General features: G+C 46.9%; 15 protein-coding genes. 3 read left to right on the top strand and 12 right to left on the bottom strand.

Features of this window, described 5'->3' with window-relative positions; all coding sequences use genetic code 11:
- Positions 1 to 38: 38 nt before the first annotated feature.
- The 8 genes from L3C95_RS07270 to L3C95_RS07235 all read right to left on the bottom strand — a co-directional run bounded on the left by L3C95_RS07270 (position 39) and on the right by L3C95_RS07235 (position 11,315).
- On the bottom strand, positions 39 to 1,274 hold the full coding sequence (locus L3C95_RS07270; RefSeq protein ID WP_236386207.1) for an amidohydrolase/deacetylase family metallohydrolase: 1,236 nt from the start codon (positions 1,272 to 1,274) through the stop codon (positions 39 to 41).
- A gap of 254 nt (positions 1,275 to 1,528) precedes the next feature.
- Complete coding sequence (locus tag L3C95_RS07265) at positions 1,529 to 2,776, bottom strand: aminotransferase class V-fold PLP-dependent enzyme (protein WP_236386206.1); 1,248 nt, start codon at positions 2,774 to 2,776, stop codon at positions 1,529 to 1,531.
- Positions 2,777 to 2,898: 122 nt separating this feature from the next.
- Positions 2,899 to 3,360 (bottom strand): RidA family protein, encoded by a 462-nt coding sequence (locus tag L3C95_RS07260; RefSeq protein WP_236386204.1) that lies wholly within the window; start codon positions 3,358 to 3,360, stop codon positions 2,899 to 2,901.
- A 29-nt stretch (positions 3,361 to 3,389) separates the two neighbouring features.
- Complete coding sequence (locus L3C95_RS07255; RefSeq protein WP_236386203.1) at positions 3,390 to 4,922, bottom strand: SusD/RagB family nutrient-binding outer membrane lipoprotein; 1,533 nt, start codon at positions 4,920 to 4,922, stop codon at positions 3,390 to 3,392.
- An 18-nt stretch (positions 4,923 to 4,940) separates the two neighbouring features.
- Positions 4,941 to 8,384: a SusC/RagA family TonB-linked outer membrane protein gene (locus L3C95_RS07250; RefSeq protein WP_236386200.1), complete on the bottom strand. Its 3,444-nt coding sequence runs from the start codon at positions 8,382 to 8,384 to the stop codon at positions 4,941 to 4,943.
- A gap of 59 nt (positions 8,385 to 8,443) precedes the next feature.
- A complete protein-coding gene (locus L3C95_RS07245; RefSeq protein ID WP_236387241.1) occupies positions 8,444 to 9,496 on the bottom strand; it encodes a FecR family protein in 1,053 nt (350 codons plus the stop codon).
- A gap of 45 nt (positions 9,497 to 9,541) precedes the next feature.
- A complete protein-coding gene (locus L3C95_RS07240) occupies positions 9,542 to 10,162 on the bottom strand; it encodes an RNA polymerase sigma factor (RefSeq protein ID WP_236386198.1) in 621 nt (206 codons plus the stop codon).
- A 76-nt stretch (positions 10,163 to 10,238) separates the two neighbouring features.
- Positions 10,239 to 11,315 carry an acyltransferase family protein gene (locus L3C95_RS07235; RefSeq protein WP_236386197.1) on the bottom strand — a complete coding sequence of 359 codons (1,077 nt, stop codon included), beginning with the start codon at positions 11,313 to 11,315 and terminating at the stop codon, positions 10,239 to 10,241.
- Positions 11,316 to 11,451: 136 nt separating this feature from the next.
- Here L3C95_RS07235 and L3C95_RS07230 point away from each other — a divergent pair, with 136 nt between their 5' ends.
- The gene (locus tag L3C95_RS07230) at positions 11,452 to 15,516 is read left to right on the top strand and encodes a DUF6531 domain-containing protein (protein WP_236386195.1); all 4,065 of its coding nucleotides are present in this window, start codon (positions 11,452 to 11,454) and stop codon (positions 15,514 to 15,516) included.
- A 7-nt stretch (positions 15,517 to 15,523) separates the two neighbouring features.
- Positions 15,524 to 15,985, top strand: coding sequence for a hypothetical protein (locus L3C95_RS07225; RefSeq protein ID WP_236386193.1), 462 nt, complete (start codon positions 15,524 to 15,526; stop codon positions 15,983 to 15,985).
- Here the strand turns inward: L3C95_RS07225 and nfi are convergent.
- A complete protein-coding gene (nfi, locus tag L3C95_RS07220) occupies positions 15,966 to 16,661 on the bottom strand; it encodes a deoxyribonuclease V (RefSeq protein ID WP_236386191.1) in 696 nt (231 codons plus the stop codon). The two genes, L3C95_RS07225 and nfi, sit on opposite strands and share 20 nt — an antisense overlap.
- Positions 16,662 to 16,800: 139 nt before the next feature.
- On the opposite strand from nfi, the gene L3C95_RS07215 reads away from it, so the two are divergent.
- A complete protein-coding gene (locus tag L3C95_RS07215) occupies positions 16,801 to 17,112 on the top strand; it encodes a hypothetical protein (RefSeq protein ID WP_236386189.1) in 312 nt (103 codons plus the stop codon).
- Between the two features lie 8 nt (positions 17,113 to 17,120).
- Here the strand turns inward: L3C95_RS07215 and L3C95_RS07210 are convergent, their stop codons facing one another.
- The 3 genes from L3C95_RS07210 to L3C95_RS07200 all read right to left on the bottom strand — a co-directional run bounded on the left by L3C95_RS07210 (position 17,121) and on the right by L3C95_RS07200 (position 21,925).
- Positions 17,121 to 17,576: an SMI1/KNR4 family protein gene (locus L3C95_RS07210; RefSeq protein ID WP_236386186.1), complete on the bottom strand. Its 456-nt coding sequence runs from the start codon at positions 17,574 to 17,576 to the stop codon at positions 17,121 to 17,123.
- Positions 17,577 to 17,715: 139 nt separating this feature from the next.
- Positions 17,716 to 18,174 (bottom strand): hypothetical protein, encoded by a 459-nt coding sequence (locus L3C95_RS07205; protein ID WP_236386185.1) that lies wholly within the window; start codon positions 18,172 to 18,174, stop codon positions 17,716 to 17,718.
- Positions 18,175 to 18,181: 7 nt separating this feature from the next.
- Positions 18,182 to 21,925: a Hint domain-containing protein gene (locus L3C95_RS07200; RefSeq protein ID WP_236386183.1), complete on the bottom strand. Its 3,744-nt coding sequence runs from the start codon at positions 21,923 to 21,925 to the stop codon at positions 18,182 to 18,184.
- Positions 21,926 to 21,934: the final 9 nt, after the last annotated feature.

Below are 21,934 nucleotides of genomic sequence, written 5' to 3'. Positions count from 1 at the left end.
TGAATGAAGAATATACTAAAAATACCCAATGCTTCGGGTTATTTAGGCATTGAAATACCGTTAAGATCATATACCACCTTTCCCGCACGCAGTGTTGCTTCACATACCAGTCTGCTGTCGCCTTCCACACGTGTGTGCGCATCAGTAAAGCCGAACCTCCCTTTTTCCACACGCAGGATAGCAATATCTGCCACACTTTTCTCCGACAGGTTGCCCAATTCCTCATGATGTATCGCGCTGGCTGCAGCCGAAGTGCCTGCCTTCACCAATTCCGGCAGGGACATTCCCATGTTCAGGAATTTGGACATGACGTTCAGCATGTCCTTCATGTCTCCGTTCATACTACCGCTATGAATATCTGTACTGATCGTATTAGGATAAAACCCCGCCTTCAATGCAGGAATGGCCTGTGAATAACTAAAGCTGGTACCTCCATGCCCGACGTCAAACAGAATACCTTTCTTACGGGCATCCTGCACAAACGGACGCAGCTTACCACTATCGTCAACAATAGACATACGGCCTTTCACTTTCGCATAGGCATGTGTAAAGATATCGCCGGGACGCAGGTGCTGCATGAATAGTTCCTCGAGCGACAAAGGCGGATTACTACCACCAAAGTCAATCATGACAGGCGTTCCCGTGAGGCGTCCCGCTTCTACCGCACGGTCTACCGGCGCCCATTCTGCCCCTTCATAATGCGCCACTTTTGTTCCCACTATCCATTGTTTGTAACGGCGGATGGTCAGCGCTGTCATTTTCGCATCCATATCCCTGAGGTCCTGTTCATAAGGTCCGCCACGCATACCGCCGCCAACAATATTGATAAAAGCAAGCACTCTTGTTTTTGAGTGCCGGATAGTCTGATCAAGAAAAAGCTCAAAGTTCTCCCAGCCGGAGCTACCCGCGTCCACAACGGTAGTCACGCCACAGCGGAAAGTAAAACCATCCGGCGCCACGGCCTCATAACTGTTGTTCAGGTAACGGTTGGGAGTAGTACCCATGAAGTTGTGTGTATGAATGTCTATCAGCCCCGGTGTGACATACAAGCCGCTTGCATCAATGGTTTTCTGCGCTGCAGCCGGGTCTATGTGCGCTGCTACTTTTGCAATAGTATCGTTTGTCAATGCAATGTCCATGACTGCATTGATATTATTTTTCGGATCTATAACGTGCCCGCCTTTGATCAGCAGGCTGTATTGCTGGGCGCGGGCACCGGTGAAAATAACATTCACCGATACCAGCAGTACCAGGTATTGAATGATGCTCCTCATGACCTTACTTTTTAATACTGAGACCTGTGCATGAATGAAAGAACCGGGTAGGCGGCGCCCCTGCGACAGTATACAAAGAGCTGCGCGACAGTATCGAAACGTGCAGTCCTGTTTACTGGCAGGAGCGCCCTTTACCGGCTTATGTAAATCCGAAATCGTTTAAAGAGAAAACAGGGCAGAGTTGGCAATTCCGTGCACTTTACCAACCCTGTAGTTCCCTGTAGGTGATTAAACACACCACTGTTTATCAACCATCAACCATGCGCTTCAGACAGTGCCTTTTCTGTCAATACTTTTTTCAGTTGTGTTGCGACTATTTTTTCCTGGCCGGGCACCAGCATCCAGGTGGTAACATTAAAGGTGTGCTGATTAGCGCCATCGGCGACTTCTATAGAAGGATTGCCGCTACGGAGCTTTTCCCTGATCTCTGCTGCTGTAGCAGGGATCTTCGCTGGATCCCAGGAGATATGCAAGGTGGGAATATGATTGGCCACTGGTGGTACCACCACCTTGGTTTCCACACCAGATACCGTTTTTACCGCGTCGCTGATCAGCTTAATCTGCGCTTCCCACATCTTCCATTCTTTCGCATGGTCAGTGGCCAGGTAAGTTTCCAGCGCCACCAGCATGCCCAGTATCTCTTCCTTGTTTACCTTCAATCCTCTGCCAATCGTATTACCACGGGGAGCCGTGCTCAGTCTTGCAGCTTCAATATACTTCTTCCTACCCAGCAGCAGTCCCGCACTCTGCGGACCGCGAATGCCTTTACCTCCCGAGAAGCAAACGAGATCATACCCCATTTCAGTGTACCTGAACAGATTCTCTACCGGAGGCACATCTGCCGCACAGTCTATCATGGTAGGGATACCATGTGCCTGCGCTATTTTCAGGAACTCTTCCACCTGTACCTTGCCGTCGAAGTTGTTGGCGTTGAGAAAATACATGAGAGCAGTCTTATCACTGATGGCCTTTTCCAGTGCTTCGCGGCCACCTTCAACATATACGATCTTCAGCCCTGTATTTTTCAAAGCATGCACATAGGGAATATCGTGCTCTTTCTGCAGGATCACTTCTGTTTTCATGCCTGTACCTTCCAGGAAGGGCAGCTGTACCACCTTCTTTTCGTCCATGCCGGTCAGTACGCCTGCAGCCCCCAATGTCATGGCAGCGGCAGCTCCTGATGTAACAGTAGCGTATTCACAACGCAGCAGTTTAGCGATACGTTGCCCTACTTTATCCTGCAGCTCATCCAGCAATACATATTCTTTTGAAGCATAATTGATGGCGCCCATCACTTCCGGGCGCATCAGGGAGCCTGTCATAAAAGTATAGGTACCGGCAGCATTGATAAAAGTGCGGATGCCCAGCTCCTTGAAATAGTCCTTTCCACCTGCAGCCGCATCTACCGTTTCATCAGGTAAGGGCAATAGTTTAGTACTGCCTGCAAGAGCACCGAATACCGGGATTGCAGACATATTCTTCAATAAGTCTCTGCGTTTCATCCGTTAATTTTTTATTTTTTACTGGTCGGATGGAACCTCGCATGAACCTGCCCCCGTGTGAACGAGGTCCATCATGCTCGGTTTCATAAGTAAAAAAAGAAAGAGTAAAGAAAAGCGCTTCCTCAGAGGGTAGCGATGCAATCCATCTCTACGAGAGAATCGCCGGGCACACCTCCATATACTGCTACCGTGGTACGGACAGGCGGATTTTTACCGAACCGTCCTCTGAACACCTCATTCATCGCTTTGTAATCATTCAGATCATGCAGGAACACACTTACTTTCAGCACCTTTTCCATTGATGACCCTGCCTTGGTCAGTACTTTCTCCATTTCTTTTAATACATGGTCCGTATGTGCTTTGATATCTCCTTCAAAGTGGGCGCCTATTCCCGCGATATAGACCGTGTTGCCATGGATCTTAAAACTTGAGAACAATGGCACTTCCTGGTCGTAGATCACCTCTCCCTGCGGAGTGCCTCCCGGCAAAGCAGGAGCTGCGGCTTTGGCAATTGCGTTGACACCTGTGATTCCAGCCAATGTAGCTGCTATCTTCTTTAATACGGATCTTCTTTGGTTTTGCATGATTTCAGTTAATTTGAGATACGGGTATGTTATTGTTTATCCCACCATACGCGGGTTGTCATCAGGTTTGGTCCCTGACGGGTAATTGCTTCCGCCAGGCTGCCGCTGTTCACGCTTTCTTCAGAAGGCGGATATAACAGACGGCGGGGAATAGTGCCACCGGTCGTATTACCAGGAACATTTACCGGTGTCAATGCAGGATATCCGGTACGGCGCCAGTTAGCATGTATCTCCTGCTCATCGAGGAATAAAGACACCCATTTCTCCTGCCCGATCATCGCTTTCATAGCCTCTGCACCTCCTGTCAGCGGATGAGCAGCCTGATAGGCAGCGATCTTTTCCCGGGCAATCACACCACCACTGCCAAACAATGCCCAGTTACGCATAGAAGCCCCAATGGCGTCAGCAAATGCGCCAGCAGCGCTTCCTTCCCACCAGCCATTCACGCCCGCTTCTGCCAGCAACAAGTTCACTTCGGCGGCACTCATCAGGATGAAAGGGGCATTGTATTGAAGGATAGTAGCCGGATTCGGCTCTGAATAGGTGGTAAAATCAGCCGGCTTATTCAGCAGACCATTTGGCATACCCTTCTGGAGTGCGGTGCTGGTATCTGCTTTACCATTATTCCATACTATAGCAATAACATTCAAACGGGGGTCATTGTTTGCCCTAAGCACATCAATAAATGTCTTGGCCAGCTTACCGCCCTCTGTATTGTTATTGCCATTTGCTACTGCATAATCGTTAGACAACATACTGGCTGCTGCAGGATTACGGTTGATAGCCTGTGAACCATCCACATACTTCATCGTAGCAATATCTCCATCCGCGGTGATGACACCTCCGGCAATAGCCTTCTTTACCCAGGTCTCTGCCACATCAGGCGCCTTTCTTGACAGCCGCATGCCCAGACGCAGCATCAGGGAATACGCGAACTTCTTCCACTTGTTCACATCACCGGAATAAACAAAGTCGCCAGGACCAAAAGTTGCTACTGCCGGATCCAGTTTCGCAGCTGATTCGTCCAGCTCTTTCAGCATGTCGGCATAGATATCTTCCTGTGCGTCATATTTCGGTGTGAAGTTATTTTCTGTATATCCTTTCGCTGAAGCTGAATATGGAATGTCGCCGTACAGGTCTGTCAGGCGGTGCATGATGTACACCCTGAAAATGCGGGCGATAGCCAGCTTATTCCCGTCAGCAGGATTATCTGCATCCAGTGCATTGATAGTAGTGGCTATTTCATTGACAGCAGTTGTATATCCTGTTGTGAAATAATCGTAGGGATAGGTACCCTGCTGGAAATAATATTTATCACCGATACCAGGTACATCCTTGTAAGTAGCGAAATGTTGCATAGAACCGCCACAGGCCAGTACATCAGTAGAGAAATAGCTGTTTCCAAAAGCATCCAGCAAAGCTTTACTGAACATATATTCAGGCTGTACGGTCGGTGATGCATCCGGATTCACATTCATTTCTTCGAATCCTTTATCACAGGACTGGAAAGCCAGCGTTGCTGCAATGGCTGTATATAGTAAGTAGTTAAAGCGCATTTTCATCCGTAGTAGTTTTAGAGATTAGAATTTCACCATCAGGTTAGCACCGAAGCTTCTTGTACGTGGAATACCAAACGCCTCAAAGCCTTGTGCATTACCATTTGTATAGCTGGATTCCGGATCGAAGTTGTCAGTCTTTTTGTACAGGATGGCCAGGTTACGAGCTACAAAAGAGATGGAAGCACTCTGCACAAACTTCATCTTCTGTACAGGGATCTGATAACTGAAGATCACCTGGCGCAGTTTTACAAAGCTGCCGTCAAACAGGAACTGATCTGTGTAGTTCTTGGTGTTGTCGTAATAGAGACGCAGATTCGCTACCGGGATCGTGTTGTGGTATTCATTACCATTCTGGTCAACACCATTCAGTTCCAGACCTGTTTCCCTTCCTGCCAGTGTTTTCTTGTGCAGACCGAAACGGGTGGCGTATACATCTGTACCGGAGAATACTTTGTTACCAAACTTACCGTCCAGCAATATATCGAGCGAGAGACGTTTGTAATTGAAAGTGTTGCTCAGCCCCATTGTTAAAGGTGGCACCCCATTGCCGAGAGCTACCAGGTCACTCTTCTGCTCATAACCTGTTGTGCTGTTATATACAGTTTGTCCTTTTGCATTCTTTACAGTAGTATATCCTTTAATAATACCATAAGGCTGTCCTACTGTATTGTGGATAAATGCCCAGCTACCTACGCTCGTTGCCATCTGTAAAGTGGTCAAACCCGCAGCCAGCTGCTCTACCCTGCTGGTATTATGCGCCATATTGTAGCTCACATTCCACGAGAAGTTCTTTGATTTAACAGGTGTACCGGTCAACAGTAACTCGATCCCTTTGTTAGACAACTTACCTACGTTCAGCAAAGCGTTGTTATAACCGGAAGCGGTAGATACAGCTGTGCTTACGATATCGTCAGTAGTCTGCTTCTTATAATAAGTGAGGTCAATACCCAGTCTGTTATCGAAGAACTGTACTTCGCCGCCCACTTCAAAAGTAGTAGAGGTCAGCGGTTTCAGGTTGGAGTTGGTAACCAGGTTCACGAGATTGGATTGTGTGATCTGCTGTACCGGACGGCCCAGGTGACCACCCTGTACCATAGAGTAAGTCTGGTTCAGGATGTAAGGATCGGGCGTAGCACCACCCACCTGTGCCCATGAACTGCGCAGTTTTGCAAAGCTGATCGCTTTAGGCAGTTTTACCGCATCTGACAATATAACACTTCCACCTACAGACGGGTAGAAGATATTGTTGCTCTTTGGACTGAGTGTGGAGAACCAGTCCTGGCGTCCTGTGAAGTTCAGGAAGATGACAGATTTATAATCCAGGTCCACAGAACCGAACACTGAGTTGGTGGCTACTTTATTCCTTGTAGGCGTAGTAGTAGAAGTGGTCAGATTGGTAGAACTGTAGAAGAACGGAATGATAAACTGTGTACCGGTGATAGCGGTCTGGTTGGAATTGAAGCGACGGGCATTCACACCAGCCAGTGCATTCACACCAATAGTACCGGCAATCTTGGTATTGTAGTTGGCAGTCACCATAGAGTTGGTCTCAGCAACTGCATTTCTCAGTTCACTGTACTCACCTGCAGCACCGGTCGTATATACTGTACCGGTAGGAATGATACCTACGTAGTTGTAGTTAAAGAAGTCGCGGCTCACAGTACCTTTTACATAGAGGTTCTTCAGCAGATCGTACTTCACGCTCGCCTGACCGATAAAACGGTTTTTGGTATCGTTGTTCTTAAACCTGTTGATAACGAAGTAAGGGTTAGATGCGTACGCGGTTTCGTTCCACTGGATCTCACGGCCTGTTTCATCATAACCGGGATCGAGTGAGCGGATATCCACCGTGTTTGCGATCATATACACGCCCCAGTTGGGGTTACCGGTGGCATCCCCGGAACTGGAGCGGTTGGTTGCATTCTCAACATTATATTGCGCTACAGCTTCTATGCTCAGTTTTTTACCCAGGAAAGCATTCAGGTTCAGGTTCGCGATCTTCTTGTCGAACTTGGAGTTGGGAACGATGCTTTTACTGTTGGTATTAGAGAGCGAGAAGCGGAAATTTATGTTCTCACTGCCACCGTTGAATGCTACAGTATTGGTAAAGGTAGATCCGGTACGGTAGAAGTTTTTGATATTATCCCTCTGAGGAGAATAGGTATGCATTTTACCATCGAAGGCGATGTATTGCGTACCATCCATTTTAGTACCCCATGAACGGCGGCCGTAGGTAATAGCTTCTGCCTGTGAAGTTGGCTTCAGGCCTTTATCACCCTGACCATATTCATACTGCCAGTCAGGCATTACGGAAGGCGTTTCCAGGGTCATAGTAGTATTGTAGTCTACACCAATACCTTTACGGGCGCGGCCTTTTTTGGTAGTGATGAGGATAACGCCATTTGCAGCACGGGAGCCGTACAATGCAGCAGCAGAACCACCTTTCAATACGCTGATGGTCTCGATGTCGTCCGGATTGATACCGCCGATACCATCACCTCTGTCCACGTTCTGGCCACCACCGCCGGTAGTAGGTGCACCACCTGGTGTGGTATTGTCTATCGGCATACCATTCACTACATATAAAGGCTGGTTCTCACTACCCAGTGAACTGTTACCACGGATGATCACACGGCTGGAACCACCGGGGCCGCTTGCCAGGCTCGTAGCGTTCACACCGGCGATCTTTCCGCTCAAAGCATTGGCGATGTTCACTTCGCGTGCCTGTGTAAATTCACTTCCTTTTACTTCTGTTACGGCATATACCAGCGCCTTTTTCTCTTTTCTGATACCGAGGGCTGTTACTACCACTTCAGACAATGATTCATTCGCTTCTGCAAGGCTTACGGTTAAAGGAGCGGCCGCATCGGTCACGTTCACTTCCTGTTTGCTGAAGCCCATAGAGCTTACAATCAGCACGAAGGGAGGAGTAGCGCCCTTCAGGTTCAGTTCAAAACTGCCATCAGCAGCAGCCATCGTAGCGACTGATGTGTTTCCCTTGAGCACAATGCTGGCGCCGGGAATGGGTGCGCCATCAGGACCCGTTACCTTACCCTTCAGCTTATCAGCCATCAGACTGTTGACGTTCAGTATGGTAGCGGCTGTTGGTACATATATGGAATACTGTGTTTTATTGACGCGCATATAGGCTAATGAGAAATCAGAAAGCAGCAGCTTCAGGGCAGCTTCTGCCTCCATACGCTCTGCTTTTTCCAGTAACTCAGCAGATACTACTTTCCCGTCCAGTAGCCCCTCCTTGTAAGCAATACGGATATTCTGGAACTTCTTCAGCTTTATTAAAGCTTCTTTCAGGGACACAGTAGCTGATACATGTTTTACAGGGATCTTATCAGATTGCCTCGCGGCATACATCGAGGGCGTCTGTGCACTGGCAGATATGGCAATACCTGGCAGCAGGGCACAAGAGAGCAGCCCCAAAACGAGATTTTGGTTCAAAATGTTCATAATTTTTTTTTACGTGTCCTAGTTTCTTCCGCAGCGTTTACGCGCGTGTTTTCCCGCTGTTATTTTCCTGAAGTAATGACAAGCTCCTTCTCAGAAGGCTGTTCTATTTTGACGTTCAGCGTCGTGGTAATTACAGTCAATAGTTCTTCTACGTTGGCTACGTTAATATCTCCCTCGATCTTTAGCTTTTTGATTGATTGTTCACTGACCTTTACAGTGTAACCATAGTTGTCCTGCAATGTTTCTATTATCTCACTTAATGTGGCATCTGTAAACGTTAGTGGTACCTGTGTCCAACGTTTAATTGATTCCGGCTTGTCTATCTTTTTAGTTAGTAATAAATGACTATCTGCGTATTCAATATAATCGCCCGGCAACATCACCACTGCTTTCGGTGCGGCAGGGCCGTTGAATCCTACCTGGATCTTTCCTGTTACCAGTCCCACCTTCGTTTTTCCATGGCGGCTTCTTACATTAAAGGACGTTCCCAATACTTCTATCGTAAGGCCATTGCTATGTACCAGGAAGCGTTGTCCGGGCCGGATATTAAGTGTATCCCTGTTCAGGTGTTTCACATCGAAGAAAGCCTCTCCTTCTATCCATACTTCCCTGGCAGCGGTGGTATCCCATTTCTCGTTGAATGTAATGGAGGAAGAAGCATTCAGCGTTACTACTGAATGGTCGGGCAGCGTGATCGTTCTCTTTTCACCATAGCCTGTTGCTATCACTTCCTGTGCTGGTTTACCCAGTTTTGTATAGAGCAGGTAACCACCCACAGTCGCGATCAGGACAATGGCCGCAGCGCGTACCCAGGTGCTCATGCGACGGATCAGTGCAGGACGGCGGTTGTTATTTGCTTCTATGGTAGCGGTGATCCTCTCCAGCACATGTGCCTTATTATCCTTGTTCTCCCACACTTCCTGCGAACGATAGGTACGGATCACGCTGACGGCAAACTCATAGTTAGCGGCAGCGGATGGGTACTCCAAAGGGAATTCGCTCCAGAACTGTGCTACAAGTGCATCCTGTTCTTTGCCTGACACCCACTTTATAAAGGCATCATCGTCCAGGAAGTCTTCCAATCTATATGTTGCATATTTCTCATTGTTCATCACGATATCCCCGATTTACTACTATTAGACATGACATGGTGGAAATTATCCCTCTGGAATCAAACTTTTTTTCGAAAAACTTTTAGACAGGAAAAACAGTACGCTTAAAATTGTCAGGAAACGCTTATCTGACACCTTTTGCAGGTTATCGAGGGCCTTATATAATAACTTGTAGGTTGAGCTCATATTAATGTCCATAATGACGGCGATTTCCTCATAGGACATTCCTTCATAAAAGCGGAGAAAGATGATCTCCTGCTGGCGTGCGGGCAATGTATTGACCAGGGCAATCACCTGGTTCCTGAGTTCCTGTTCTTCCTGGCGGAAAGAGGCATCGGGAATGAAGTTCACCGCAAAGCCGCCCTGTCCGGAAGCATTATCCAGTTCAACAAATTTGGACAGGGATTGTAGTTTACGGAACAATGCAGAGCGTAACGCTTTGTACAGGTAGTTCTTCACGGAGGCAGGGTTGCCCAGCCGTGTACGGGTGGTCCATAATCTTACGAAAAGATCATGTACTACATCCTGGATCAGGTCCGCGTCCTGCGTAAACTTGCGGCCATAATTGTTCAACAGTTCATAAAATTCGCCGTAGAGCGCAGTAAAGGCATCCCAATCCCCCTGTTTAAACGCATTCCACCATAACACGTGACTCTCCGATTGCATTGGCAGTAAGTTTAGGAAGACGATTGCCTAATAATACAAAAAAATTACCGGCCGGTGGTAACATTTTCGTTTCACATCAGATTTTTACGATGATATTTCTTTTATACATGATCCATACTGGTATGAATAGCAGCAACACGAGAGTGATGGCTGCGGCAAGGGATGCATTGAAAGGTGAAAATAGCCCGGAGTAACCGCTGAACATCCCTCCCGACATCCCTTTAAAGATCATAGGAATGGCTCCGGATAAAACGTAGGCAGTAATGGCATTTCTGCCGAAGGCTACAAAAGGCGGTGTCAAACGCCGGTATTGCTGCACGTCAATGAACCAATACGATAATGCCAGGCCCATCGCCGCTAGTCCGCCGGTATACAGTACGAATGAACTTGTCCAGAGGGACTTGTTGATCGGGAATACCCCGTCCCATACCAGTCCCGCCAGCACAGCCAGAAAACCTGCTGAAAACAGCCACGACACCTTTTCCGCATCCTCCTTATCCTTCCGCCGCAGCCAGTCGCCCGTCATAATACCCAGCAGGCCTGTCGAAATAGCCGGCAGGGTGCTTAAAATCCCTTCAGGGTCCCAGGTGCGGGCCTGCTTCCACAGATGCCGCTCTCCCATTATAGTACGGTCCAGCCAGGCAGCCAGATTAGTACCAGGCTCCAGGTTCGCCGGGCCTGTACCCGGTACCGGAACTACTGTCATCAGCAGCCAGTATATCACCAGAAACGAAAAACAAAGCCATATACGGGCTTTTGTGCCCGTTTTGAGGTACAATAGGGAGATGACAAGAAAAACGATCGCAATGCGCTGTAAAACGCCCAGGATCCTCAGATTATAGAAGTCAAAGGAAGGGATCAGGCGGAAGGCCAGTCCGATGCCAAATAGGATCGCCGCCCGGCGGAAAATATGCAGGATCAACTTTTCATGTTCTTCGGTATCTGCCCTGCGGCTGCTCAGCGCAAAGGTGACAGATACGCCTACCATAAAGAGGAAAAAGGGAAATACGAGGTCGGTGGGTGTACAGCCATTCCATTTTGAATGTTCCAGTGGCGGATAAACGTAGGACCAGCTTCCCGGGTTATTGACCAGGATCATAGCTGCCACGGTCAAACCCCTGAAAAAGTCGAGCGACAGGAGCCTTTGTTTCATTTAAATTGCGATTTTATTCTGGTTGAGTATTGCCTTGGCAGTTAAGATAATAGAATAATTTCTATATTGCACTATAACTGTATCTGGAAAATATTTCCATTTTAACCCTGGTTTAGCCCGTAGAAAAACCTTAAGCATGTTAGTAAGTAATAAGCATTTTGTACCCGTAATTGGCCTTGATATCCATATCGTACTGCTCTTTGGATTTCCCATTCCGCTACCGCATCCATATATCGGCTTTGTAGTAGACCCTATGGATTATATTCCCTTCATTGGCGCTACTACCAAAGTAAATCACGTACCCCGTGGTGTAAGCGATACCAGTGGTATCATTATCATATTCATACATTTTCCCATGGGCGGCCCCTGGCTGCTGGCGCCACTGATCGGGCATGATTCTGTCAATTTTTATGGCAGCAAAAAGGTGAAAGCAGAGGGCCGGCTCATGAGCCCTACCGGACATATGCTCATGACCTGTAACGATATCGGTATCCCGTTGTCACTGCAACCGGGCAAAAAACTGAAGCCTTTGCCCAGCATGTATTTGCCTACTTCCTTTTCCATTCCGCTCTCTTTCGGCAAACCTGTTATGGTAGGCGGTCCTTACGTGCCCGACTGGGCCGGCGTGGTCATCAACCTGATAGCATCTTTCGGTTTTGGCGCACTCCTGAAAGGCCTGAAAACGGTGGTAACGAAATTCAACCATGCACTGCAGAAAACCATCGGCAGTAATAAACTCAGCGACTTCCTCTGTAAACTGGGACTCGAACCTGTTGACCTTGTGCAGGGTATCGTTATATATGATGGTGTGGATTTTGAACTGCCCGGACCTATTCCGCTTACCTGGGCACGCTCATGGAACAGTGACAGTCCGCACAAAGGCGTCTTGGGACACGCCACGCATTTCTCTTACGACATGCGTGTGCAGGAATTTGTGCAGGAAGGCGTCACGCTCGTACTGTTGAAAAACGGACGCAGCGCTGTATTTGGTTATACGCCCTCCGGAATGCCGGGCGAGTATAACCGTCATGAACAACTTACACTCACGCGGACAGACGTCAACAGCTACCTGCTCTATGATCAGAAGGAAAAACTCTTTTATACATTCCATAAACTACATCCTGCCGACCAGCAATACCGTCTTGTATCTATTCATGACAAGGCAGGGTTCATCATCACCTGCCATTATAATTCAAAAGGTCACCTCCTGCGTATTATCGACACTGCCGGCAGACAACTGCATATAGAGAATGATAAAAGCGGCAGGATCACCCGGGTAACGGCGCATCACCGCGGACAGGAACGTCTCATGGTAAGCTATGAATACAATGAAGCCGGTGATCTTTCCGCCATCATTGATGCCAACAACAAAGCCATACAAATGATCTACGAAGATCACCTGATGGTACAAAGAACTGACAGGAACGGACAATCATTCTACTGGGAATATGACCGCCAGCGCCGTTGTATTCATGCCTGGGGTGAAAAAGGTGTACTCGATGGATATATTGCATACCATCCGGAGAAAGGATACAATGTGCTCACAGATTCCCTGGGAAATGAAACGACCTACTATTACACACCTGACTTTGTGGTACACCAGATCAAAGATCCAATGGGTTATTCCACATTTACAGAATACACAGAAGATTTTGAGATCTACAGGTATATAGACGAAGATGGAAATGCTACCGGCTTCTCCTACGATGAATGGGGAAACTGCGTTGCCTTTACAAAAGCGGATGGCACCACCCGCTCATTCACTTATGATGAAGCAGGCAACCTGCTGCTTGTCAAAGACGCACAGGGCAACACCCGCAGTTATGTATACAATGAAGAGAATGGTCAGATACATACCATTACAGAAGCCGATGGCAGCCTCGTGATGTTTGAATATGATCAGCAGCAACTGCTGCGTAAAGTGGAAAGACTGCATGCGGGCAGGACCTTACTGGAATATGATGAAGACCTCAACCTGACGTCTGTCATGTTACCGGATAAGGCCACTTACAGCTGGCAATACGATGTATGGGGACAATGTATCCGAATCAATAATCCGCAGCAGGAGGCGCAGCACTTCCAATACGATGCACTGGGCAGGGTGACAGATATCAGAACACCCGATGGCAATCATATCCGCTTAGGATATAATGCGTATGACGAGGTCATTCATGCCAAAGACAAACACCATGATATCCGCTTCACTTATACACAGTTAGGCAGCCTGCAATCCAGGGAAGAGAACGGCGCCAAGATACACTTCCTGCTCGACACGGAAGAACGGCTTGTAGCGGTTGTCAATGAACATGGTGCCAGCTATCGCTTTAAGCGGAACCAATGCGGACAGGTCATTGAAGAGACAGGCTTTGATAATGTGTCCCGCTATCTGAAAAGAGACGCCAGGGGCAATGTGATAAGAATAGATCGTCCCGGTAAAAGATCCACCGTTTATGAATACGATTATAACCATCGCCCAACAAGAGCCGAGCACAGTGACGGCAGCTGGGAAACATTCAGTTACAATCGTAATGGCCAGCTGATCGAAGCCATCAATGAAAACAGCACGGTCAGATTTGAAAGAGATGTGCTGGGCAATATTGTGAAAGAATGGCAGAACGGACACGAGATCAACACTGCATTTGATAAGTATGGCAAACGGCTCCATGTGAGCAGCAGCCTCGGTGCAGACATCCGCTATGAACGCAACCACAATGGCCTGGTAACTGGCATCACTGCCACAGATGGTAGTATCGATGATGCATGGACAGCACAGATCATCAGAAACTTGCGTGGACTTGAAACAGAAAGGATGTTGCCGGGCGGTATTGTAAGCAGACGTGTTTATGATGAAGCCGGCCTGCCGGTACACCATAGTGTAAGTCACCGTGCACGCAGCTTACGCAGCAGGTATTATCGTTGGGACGCCAACCAGCAACTACGCCAGATCGTTAATGCGCTTGATAAAGGCGTCAGCACCTTCAGTCATGATAGCTTTGGTTACCTGGCCAGGGCGCAATATGAAGACGGACAGTATGATTACCGCCTGCCTGATAAAATGGGCAACCTGTATAGAACTACTGAACGCAAAGACAGGAAATACACTGCCGGCGGAGAATTAAAAGAAAGTACAGAAGCCCGTTTTGCATACGACGAAGAAGGTAATCTCATACAAAAGATCACCAGAGACGGAAAAGTATGGCAATATGAGTGGTATGGCAATGGTATGCTTAAACAGGTGATCAGACCAGATAAACAGGCTGTTTCATTTGAATATGACGCCCTTGGAAGAAGGACTGCAAAGATCTATAAACAGCAGATCACCCGCTGGCTCTGGGATGGTAATGCGCCACTCCATGAATGGCATTATCCTGTAAAACAACGCCCTGTCACCACTATAGATGAAGACGGGAATATATTAACACCACCAGAGCCTGTACCAGCCGAAGCATTGATCACCTGGACCTTTGAAGCAGATGCAGCTATTCCCGCTGCGCGGATCAGTGGTGGTAAGAAATACTCTGTTATCACTGATTATCTCGGTACACCTTGCGAAGCATACGACGATGAAGGCAACAGTGTATGGTCGTGCGAATTGGATATTTATGGAAACGTCCGTAAGTTAGCAGGCGACCGCCACTTTGTACCCTTCCGTTACCAGGGACAGTATGAAGATGCGGAGACAGGTCTTTATTACAACAGGTTCAGGTATTACAGTCCGGAGGAAGGTAATTATATCAGCCATGATCCTACAGGATTATTTGGCGGTATCCATCTCTACGCATATGTGAAAAAGCCGGATGCCTATGTAGACATCTACGGGTTGAATCCTATCGAGTGGGTAGATCCGAAATCACTGAACTTCTCTCAGGGATATGTCGGACATCAGGTGGAAGAATACGCGCAGCTGATGAGGGAAGGTAATTGGGAATGGGAAAGAAGCCCGCTGGAAGTAGCAGAGATAGACGGTCACCGTGTGAGTCTTGACAACAGACGTTTGATGGCAGCACAAATGGCAGACGTAAAAAAGGTGCCGATACGTATAGTCAACCTGGACGATCCACGTCCTGATGGCGGTACTTATCGCAGCAACCTGGAAAAGAAACTGAATTCGAAACCGAAGAAAAGACCTGATCTTCAAAAAGCCGATCTGCGGCCGCATGGTTCACCAAAACAGCCTAAGATCGTATATCCGAATAAATAACATACACATGACGAACATCATCCAGGAGCATTGGAATAATAACGAACTGCCGGGTATAGACGCCATTCTTTTTGCAGATGGTACAGTGATCATTCTTGAGTTTTATGCTGTATCAACTGAAGGCGGCGGGAAGTTACATTATGTGCATCCCCTCTGTGAAAGCAATCTGCAAAGTGTTGAAAAATATAATGACGACGTTTGGTCAGAGATAGAACGACATCCCGCTACCCTTACACTTCCTGATGGAAAGAAAGTTTATTTCGGAGAAGGAGCGATGGGAGAAGAAGGTTTTATAGCGCTTACAGAAAATGATGATCAGCTGATCTGGGCCTTATACAGTACGGCTTCCAATCCATTCACAAAGGCTGAATTCGTGAACGGTAAGATCCGCGCCTATTCGACTTACAACCTCTATTATAACATTGACATCCTCACACCTGAGAAGATCGTTATTGAAGCGGCGGAGTAGTGCCGCTCTTGTAGGCCAGGAATGCCTCCCGCGCGTAATGATCTGCTTTGCGGGTCGTTTCCGGCAGGCGGTATTCCGTGCACATTTTTAATACGAGGCTTGTAGCAGTATCCAGCGAGATCTTATGCCCCACAGACACAAATACCGGGTTAATGCCTGTTTGTGTCCGCAATGCATTCCCGATATGCTCCCCGTCATCTTCCGCCAGTAAGGGACTGATAGCACCCCGGTCAGGAGCGGGTGGATCATATGTGCCAAATAACCTTGTTTTACCGCATCCCAGGGTGGGTTTGTCCAACAGCACACCCATATGGCATGCCAGGCCAAAACGCCGCGGATGTGCCCTCCCCTGCCCATCGCAGATGATGATATCAGGATGCTGTTTCAGCTTCTTCCAGGCCTCCAGCAGGACAGGCATTTCACGGAAAGAAAACAAGCCGGGGATGTATGGGAAGGTCACCTCCATACAATGTGTGGCCACTTCCACCACTTCCAGCGTATGATAGTCCAGCAATACAAAAGCGCCGGCAATAACATCGCTGCTCTTATCATATTCCACATCCACACCTGCAATCAGCTTTATTTCAGCTGGCAAGTGGTCAGACGTTATGACCTGTCCCCTTAACCGCTGCTGAATATCGATGGCTTTGTGTTCCGCGAGATTTGAATTTATCATGTTATGCTTCCTGCTTATAAGATAAATATATGGAAAACATCATGTCATTCGCTATGCGGTCTGCAGCAGTTTGTAACTTTTTCTGCCGCTGCCCGTTATACGGTCATCTATACCCTAGTTATCAACCAGACTAATTGAAATGAAACAGATCTTTATTTTTTTATGCCTTATCTCTATGCTGTCCTGCTCGAAGGAAAATGGCAGGTCTTTTAAGGGAGTGGTAACAACAGCTGACAATTGCTGCTCATCTACAGAAGGCGGCAGACTATACAAGGTTAACATTCTTGGGACAGACAGTACTGTTACAACCGTATTACCGGCAGAGATCAACCTGGGCGACACCATTGCATTTAATATGCATGCTACAGATACCCCACCGGCAGTACTTTGCCTGGCTATCTGCGTGATGCCTGAAATGGTACGGTTGTCGGATGTGAGTAAGGTACAATAAGTGGGATGCTATTTTTTAATAACCCCATCGAATTTTAATACTTTATTCAGTTCTTCCCTGATCAGTTGTGAAAATGAAGGCTTAAATACTTCCGCCTTACCTGCATCCAGGACATATACCGGGGGATCGTCTTCCTGCTGCTCACAATCAAAGAAATAAGAAGAAAGTCCCTGCCACTCGCCGAAGAAGAAATGGCTGTCTTTGATAGCAAAAGAACCGTTTCCCATACTCGCCAATGCTTTCACAGCATCTTTCCTGTTCTGTGCCAGGTAGGATACTTCGCTGGAATAATTCCTGAGAATGCGGCCCTTTTTCTTACCGAAAATGGAGATGAATTCTACGTAGGCTAAAGGTAGCTTCACATTAAATTGCTGTTCGATCGCTTTGATCTCTGCTTCACTAACTCCCTGAGGATCACCCAGGTGTTTCGCATATTGTTGTAAAAAGTCCAGATATTTTGCCATCTGTTGATTCTGATATAGGGGATAATATTAATAATATTTTTTATAACATTAACGGATATTTATGAAAATCAGTGTATAGGGATTAGAAAAGGCTGTCCGTTGGTGACGAACAGCCTTTCAAACGGTGAAGCGGCAGATGTTATTCAGCCGCTTCAATAGTGATCTTCTCAGGTGTAAGGATATCGATGTTAAAATAGAGATCATAGGTGGAGTAAACACGGATCCTACCATTCACAAACTCCCCACTGACAAATGGATTGGAGTTTGTACAGAACAATGCCCAGATCAGCTGGTCATTATTCTCAGTAAGCGCTACGAATCCCTCCTGCCCCATCGTTCCTTCTCCGAAATAAACTTTCTTCCCATCAGGAAGCACGAAAGATGCCGGATGTCTTTGTATGTGTCTCCACACATCGTCATCATACTTTTCAACACTTTTCAGGGTGGTTTCACACATCGGGCTGGCGTAATATCGTCTCCCCGTCTTCGCTATCGAGGCATAAATATTGAGAATAATCATAGTGCCATCGGAAAATAGAATGGCGTCTAGTCCTGGTAACTCACTTTCATTCCAATGCTGCTGGATACTCTTGTTCATACGTTTATTATTCTTTCAATTCATTTGGCTCGATCTTGGGCCGGTTAGGTGACCCGTAAGGTCGCAAATCAATTTTTGGAAGATCTTTTCTTTTCGATGGTCTGGAAAACAGCTTATTATCAAGATTACTTCGGTAGGTGCCGCCTCCGGGACGGGGGGCATCCAGTGTGACCACTCGTATAGACACTTCTTTCACATCAGCCATCTGTGCTGCCAGTAAACGCCTGTTGTCGAGACTTACAAGGTAACCATCTATCTCAGCCACTTCTAAGGGACTCTTTGTCCAATCCCATTTATTCGCCTTCATTATTTCTACGTATTCGTATACCTCTTCTCCTACATATCCCTGAGAGAAACGCAGTGATTTGGGATCCACCCATTCTATACGACTTAATCCGGATGCACCTGCTTCTTTGAGCCGGGCTACATATTTCTCCAGTTGAGCCGCCAGGGCAGTCTCATTTTTGTACTTGGCCCAATATAAAAATTCTTCAAACCGGGACCTTAAGATATTACGATCAATTTGATTCAACGCATTAAATTCCTTTTCGCCTGCCACAATCTCCCTCAACAAAGCAGTACAATTAGGAGTGGTACATACACCCAGCAGATCCCGAAACTTGACAAGTTCGTCAGCGTTTGCGCGAAGGGAAGGAAAGTCATGCAAAATCACCCATATATCGGTAGAAATTTTTCCTTCATTGAACTTCTTTAGCAGTTTCTCTTCATCTGAACCTTTGGCTGCATTTTTAAAATCATCAACAAAATCGTCATAATGCTCCTTTGGAATACGGCTTTCAAGTTTTCGAATGATCTCACACGAATTATGTACGACGATGCCTTCGCTGCCAATACAATAATTGTGTGTAATACTGGTTTCAAAATTGTAAACCGTTACGCTGGTATCTATCGGCAGTACTGCGGTCAGTGTAGCAAAGGCATATCCTGCCAGCCTAAGCCGCCATCCCGCTTTTAAGTCAGCAGCGCTTTTCCAGCCATTTTCTGTAAGGTAGGGATGCTCTGGTGTGGAGAAGATCGTATCACGCCCCGTAATGATACGCACCAGTTTCGAAGCATGTTTTGTGAAGACATGTGCGACCTTTTGCCAGGTAGTATCGCCATTTGCTACCTTCACACCAAGCACGGTATCATTCTCTTTGACCTGCTCAATAGGAGTAAGACCCGCTTTCGTACGCACGGGTGTTCCTGCTATAAAACAAGCGCCTCTTATACACTCCACGCTCTTATTGGCTCGTTGCACAAACATCAGGTCTTCCACAATTTCCTTCGCATTCTCCGCCGTACGAATAGAAACGCCATCCATTGCCTCCAGCACACGAGCATCTTCTGCAATTGTCACTGCTGTTTTATCGACCACCAGGGTTCCGTCGGCCATCGTATGCATAACCTGTTGACCTGCTCCATCCTTGAATCTGAGCAGGTTACCACTTCCCTCAGCCGTAAGAAACTTGAACTTGTCCTTCATTTTGGCAACAGTACTTGAAATACCGCCATATACCTCGTCTCTGATCGCCTTGAACCAGTTCTGACCATATCCGGCTACAACACCCGCCTCTTCCAGTTCTTTCTTGAACCGGAGCACCAGTTTTACTTCATCAGGATCCTTCATAAGATATAGCAACCCTTCTTTCTCCGCCCCGTAATACAACTTAAGGAATTTCGTAGCTTCTGCCTTCGATAGCCTGGCAATGACACCGTTCGTTGCAGCAAAACCGAGATTACCTAACTGTAGCAGGGCGGTCACCTGATAACATTCATTGATAAACTCAGCTAACTTACTGTCCGGGGGTATAGCTCCCGTTTCTACGCCCAGATGACCCAGGGCTGTCATTTTAGCCCCATATTCAACACCCTTGTAAACATAATTAGCTACTTTGCCCAGATATGCTAATTCTCCTACCGGTGTCACCAATGTAATCACATCAAAAGCCATTACAACACCTTTACCTATAGCCTGGTTCAATTTCTTATCAGCAGCGTATTTCAGTACGATGGCCGGCATGAACTGCGCTTTATGCTCTTTCTGGTCCGGCGATTCTCCTACAGCTGTTGCCAGTAATCCTATGTCGGACTTATTAGTAAATGACACCAGCTGCCACGCCCCTAAGGTAAATGCAGGTTCCTCCTTCCACTTGGGTTCGGGAGGAAATTTTTCTGCATAGTAACCGGCAAAATCCATGTTATCCATAGCAGCGCCGATATCTTTTAAGATATTTTCGATAAAGGTGTTATTGCCTTTGACATACTCACGCATCACATCCCGAAGCTTCAGATATCCTTGGTTTGGATCATATTCTAACTGAGACTTCTTAACGGTAACCTTATCCAACTTATCATCTAGCGCAACCTCATATTTATTAATACCAGCAGGAGGTGCAGAAAACAATTCAAGCGCATAGCTCTTGTCCCACACTATTGTCCGGTCCAGTTTTTTCGGATCTCTATAAAACTCCAGCGCCTCGGTAACAGCAGTTGGCGAAAATCTCGCTATGTTAATGAAGGCCTGCATCAGCTTTGTATAAGATTTGTCTCCGATCAGATGGTCTGATATACCATCTACCAGTAAATGCAGAAGGCTCAACTCCCTGTAATTAACCGTTCTCATAGTAGCCTCAGCTTCTTCTGCTTCATATGCTTTCGGAATAAGGTCATTAACTTTGTCAAGATCTTCTTTAAGCTTTCCGGCATCTTCTTCAAAGTTTGCAGTTGCCAGGAGATCCGCTATCATTTCTCCTGCGGTACTACCCATCAGCTCTTCTGAGGCAAGCACTTTAACAGCCCGAATACGCTCTTCATAAGTAAACTGATCGTATGCATTAGCACTAATCGTTGATAGCACCTCTTGCATCTGCGAACGAGTATAGGCATTGAATATCTTACTCTTTACAGACGGTAACAACGTAAAGTCTGTGTTATTCTCAATAGTGGCGTCTATAAATTTCTCTATCAGGCTATAACCAGTCTCCCCCTTGACTGACTGCAGGTGCTTCGATATTAATAAATTATAAGATTCGAGCTCTGATCCTAACAGATTAGAATACCAGGAAAATAATTGTAGTTTCTTGTACCTCCGTTTTTTATCATAGATCCTGTAGTTCACCATCCCGAAACAAGCTGTATTAAATGCCGGCTTTGTACCGTCTTCTGGTGGTGCAGCCACCAGTTCTAATGAGATTCCCTGTATGATGGCCGCCGCATCATTTTTTGCGTTCTCTGCCATGTCTCCTTCCTTTGTTCCACCGGCTCCTCCTCTATAGTAGGTCATGAGAGTTTCCAGATCAAGTCCCGGAGCATCGAAGATCATTGGAATAAAATCAACGGTGACCAGATACGCCCGTACTTTTGTATTAGGGTCTGTGTTAAACTTTTCCAGCTTCGCTTCCAGTTCATCGAGATCTTCACCGGCAGGTACGAGGAAATCTCCAGCCGTCTCATCACCTGTTACATATCCTGCGCCATAGGTTATTTTCCGCTGTTTGATATATTCCTTATCAAGTTTGTCTATCTGTCCATCTATCAGGTCTGCTGTATTGATATGCAATACATAGTGATTTTGGGATGACAGACCTTTTTCATCATTCAGCTTGTTCTGCCGCACCAGCTCTTTAAAAGCCATCCTGCCTCTCTCAATTACCTTCGTCATAAGACTGTCCCGGTCCGGAGCTGCAATTCCTACACCAGCCTGCAACAACAGACCGAGCAAGAGTATATACTTATGTAACATTTTCATATTACCAGC

The organism is Chitinophaga filiformis (assembly GCF_021646545.1).
Taxonomy (GTDB): domain Bacteria; phylum Bacteroidota; class Bacteroidia; order Chitinophagales; family Chitinophagaceae; genus Chitinophaga; species Chitinophaga filiformis_A.
The sequence above is the reverse complement of the archived record's forward strand: the minus strand, read 5'-3'. Positions and strand labels throughout refer to the sequence as shown.

Coding starts and splice junctions, on each gene's coding strand:
- L3C95_RS07270 (WP_236386207.1), bottom strand. CDS start 1,274: ATGAGGAGCATCATTCAATACCTGGTACTGCTGGTATCGGTGAATGTT.
- L3C95_RS07265 (WP_236386206.1), bottom strand. CDS start 2,776: ATGAAACGCAGAGACTTATTGAAGAATATGTCTGCAATCCCGGTATTC.
- L3C95_RS07260 (WP_236386204.1), bottom strand. CDS start 3,360: ATGCAAAACCAAAGAAGATCCGTATTAAAGAAGATAGCAGCTACATTG.
- L3C95_RS07255 (WP_236386203.1), bottom strand. CDS start 4,922: ATGAAAATGCGCTTTAACTACTTACTATATACAGCCATTGCAGCAACG.
- L3C95_RS07250 (WP_236386200.1), bottom strand. CDS start 8,384: ATGAACATTTTGAACCAAAATCTCGTTTTGGGGCTGCTCTCTTGTGCC.
- L3C95_RS07245 (WP_236387241.1), bottom strand. CDS start 9,496: ATGAACAATGAGAAATATGCAACATATAGATTGGAAGACTTCCTGGAC.
- L3C95_RS07240 (WP_236386198.1), bottom strand. CDS start 10,162: ATGCAATCGGAGAGTCACGTGTTATGGTGGAATGCGTTTAAACAGGGG.
- L3C95_RS07235 (WP_236386197.1), bottom strand. CDS start 11,315: ATGAAACAAAGGCTCCTGTCGCTCGACTTTTTCAGGGGTTTGACCGTG.
- L3C95_RS07230 (WP_236386195.1), top strand. CDS start 11,452: ATGTTAGTAAGTAATAAGCATTTTGTACCCGTAATTGGCCTTGATATC.
- L3C95_RS07225 (WP_236386193.1), top strand. CDS start 15,524: ATGACGAACATCATCCAGGAGCATTGGAATAATAACGAACTGCCGGGT.
- nfi (WP_236386191.1), bottom strand. CDS start 16,661: ATGATAAATTCAAATCTCGCGGAACACAAAGCCATCGATATTCAGCAG.
- L3C95_RS07215 (WP_236386189.1), top strand. CDS start 16,801: ATGAAACAGATCTTTATTTTTTTATGCCTTATCTCTATGCTGTCCTGC.
- L3C95_RS07210 (WP_236386186.1), bottom strand. CDS start 17,576: ATGGCAAAATATCTGGACTTTTTACAACAATATGCGAAACACCTGGGT.
- L3C95_RS07205 (WP_236386185.1), bottom strand. CDS start 18,174: ATGAACAAGAGTATCCAGCAGCATTGGAATGAAAGTGAGTTACCAGGA.
- L3C95_RS07200 (WP_236386183.1), bottom strand. CDS start 21,925: ATGAAAATGTTACATAAGTATATACTCTTGCTCGGTCTGTTGTTGCAG.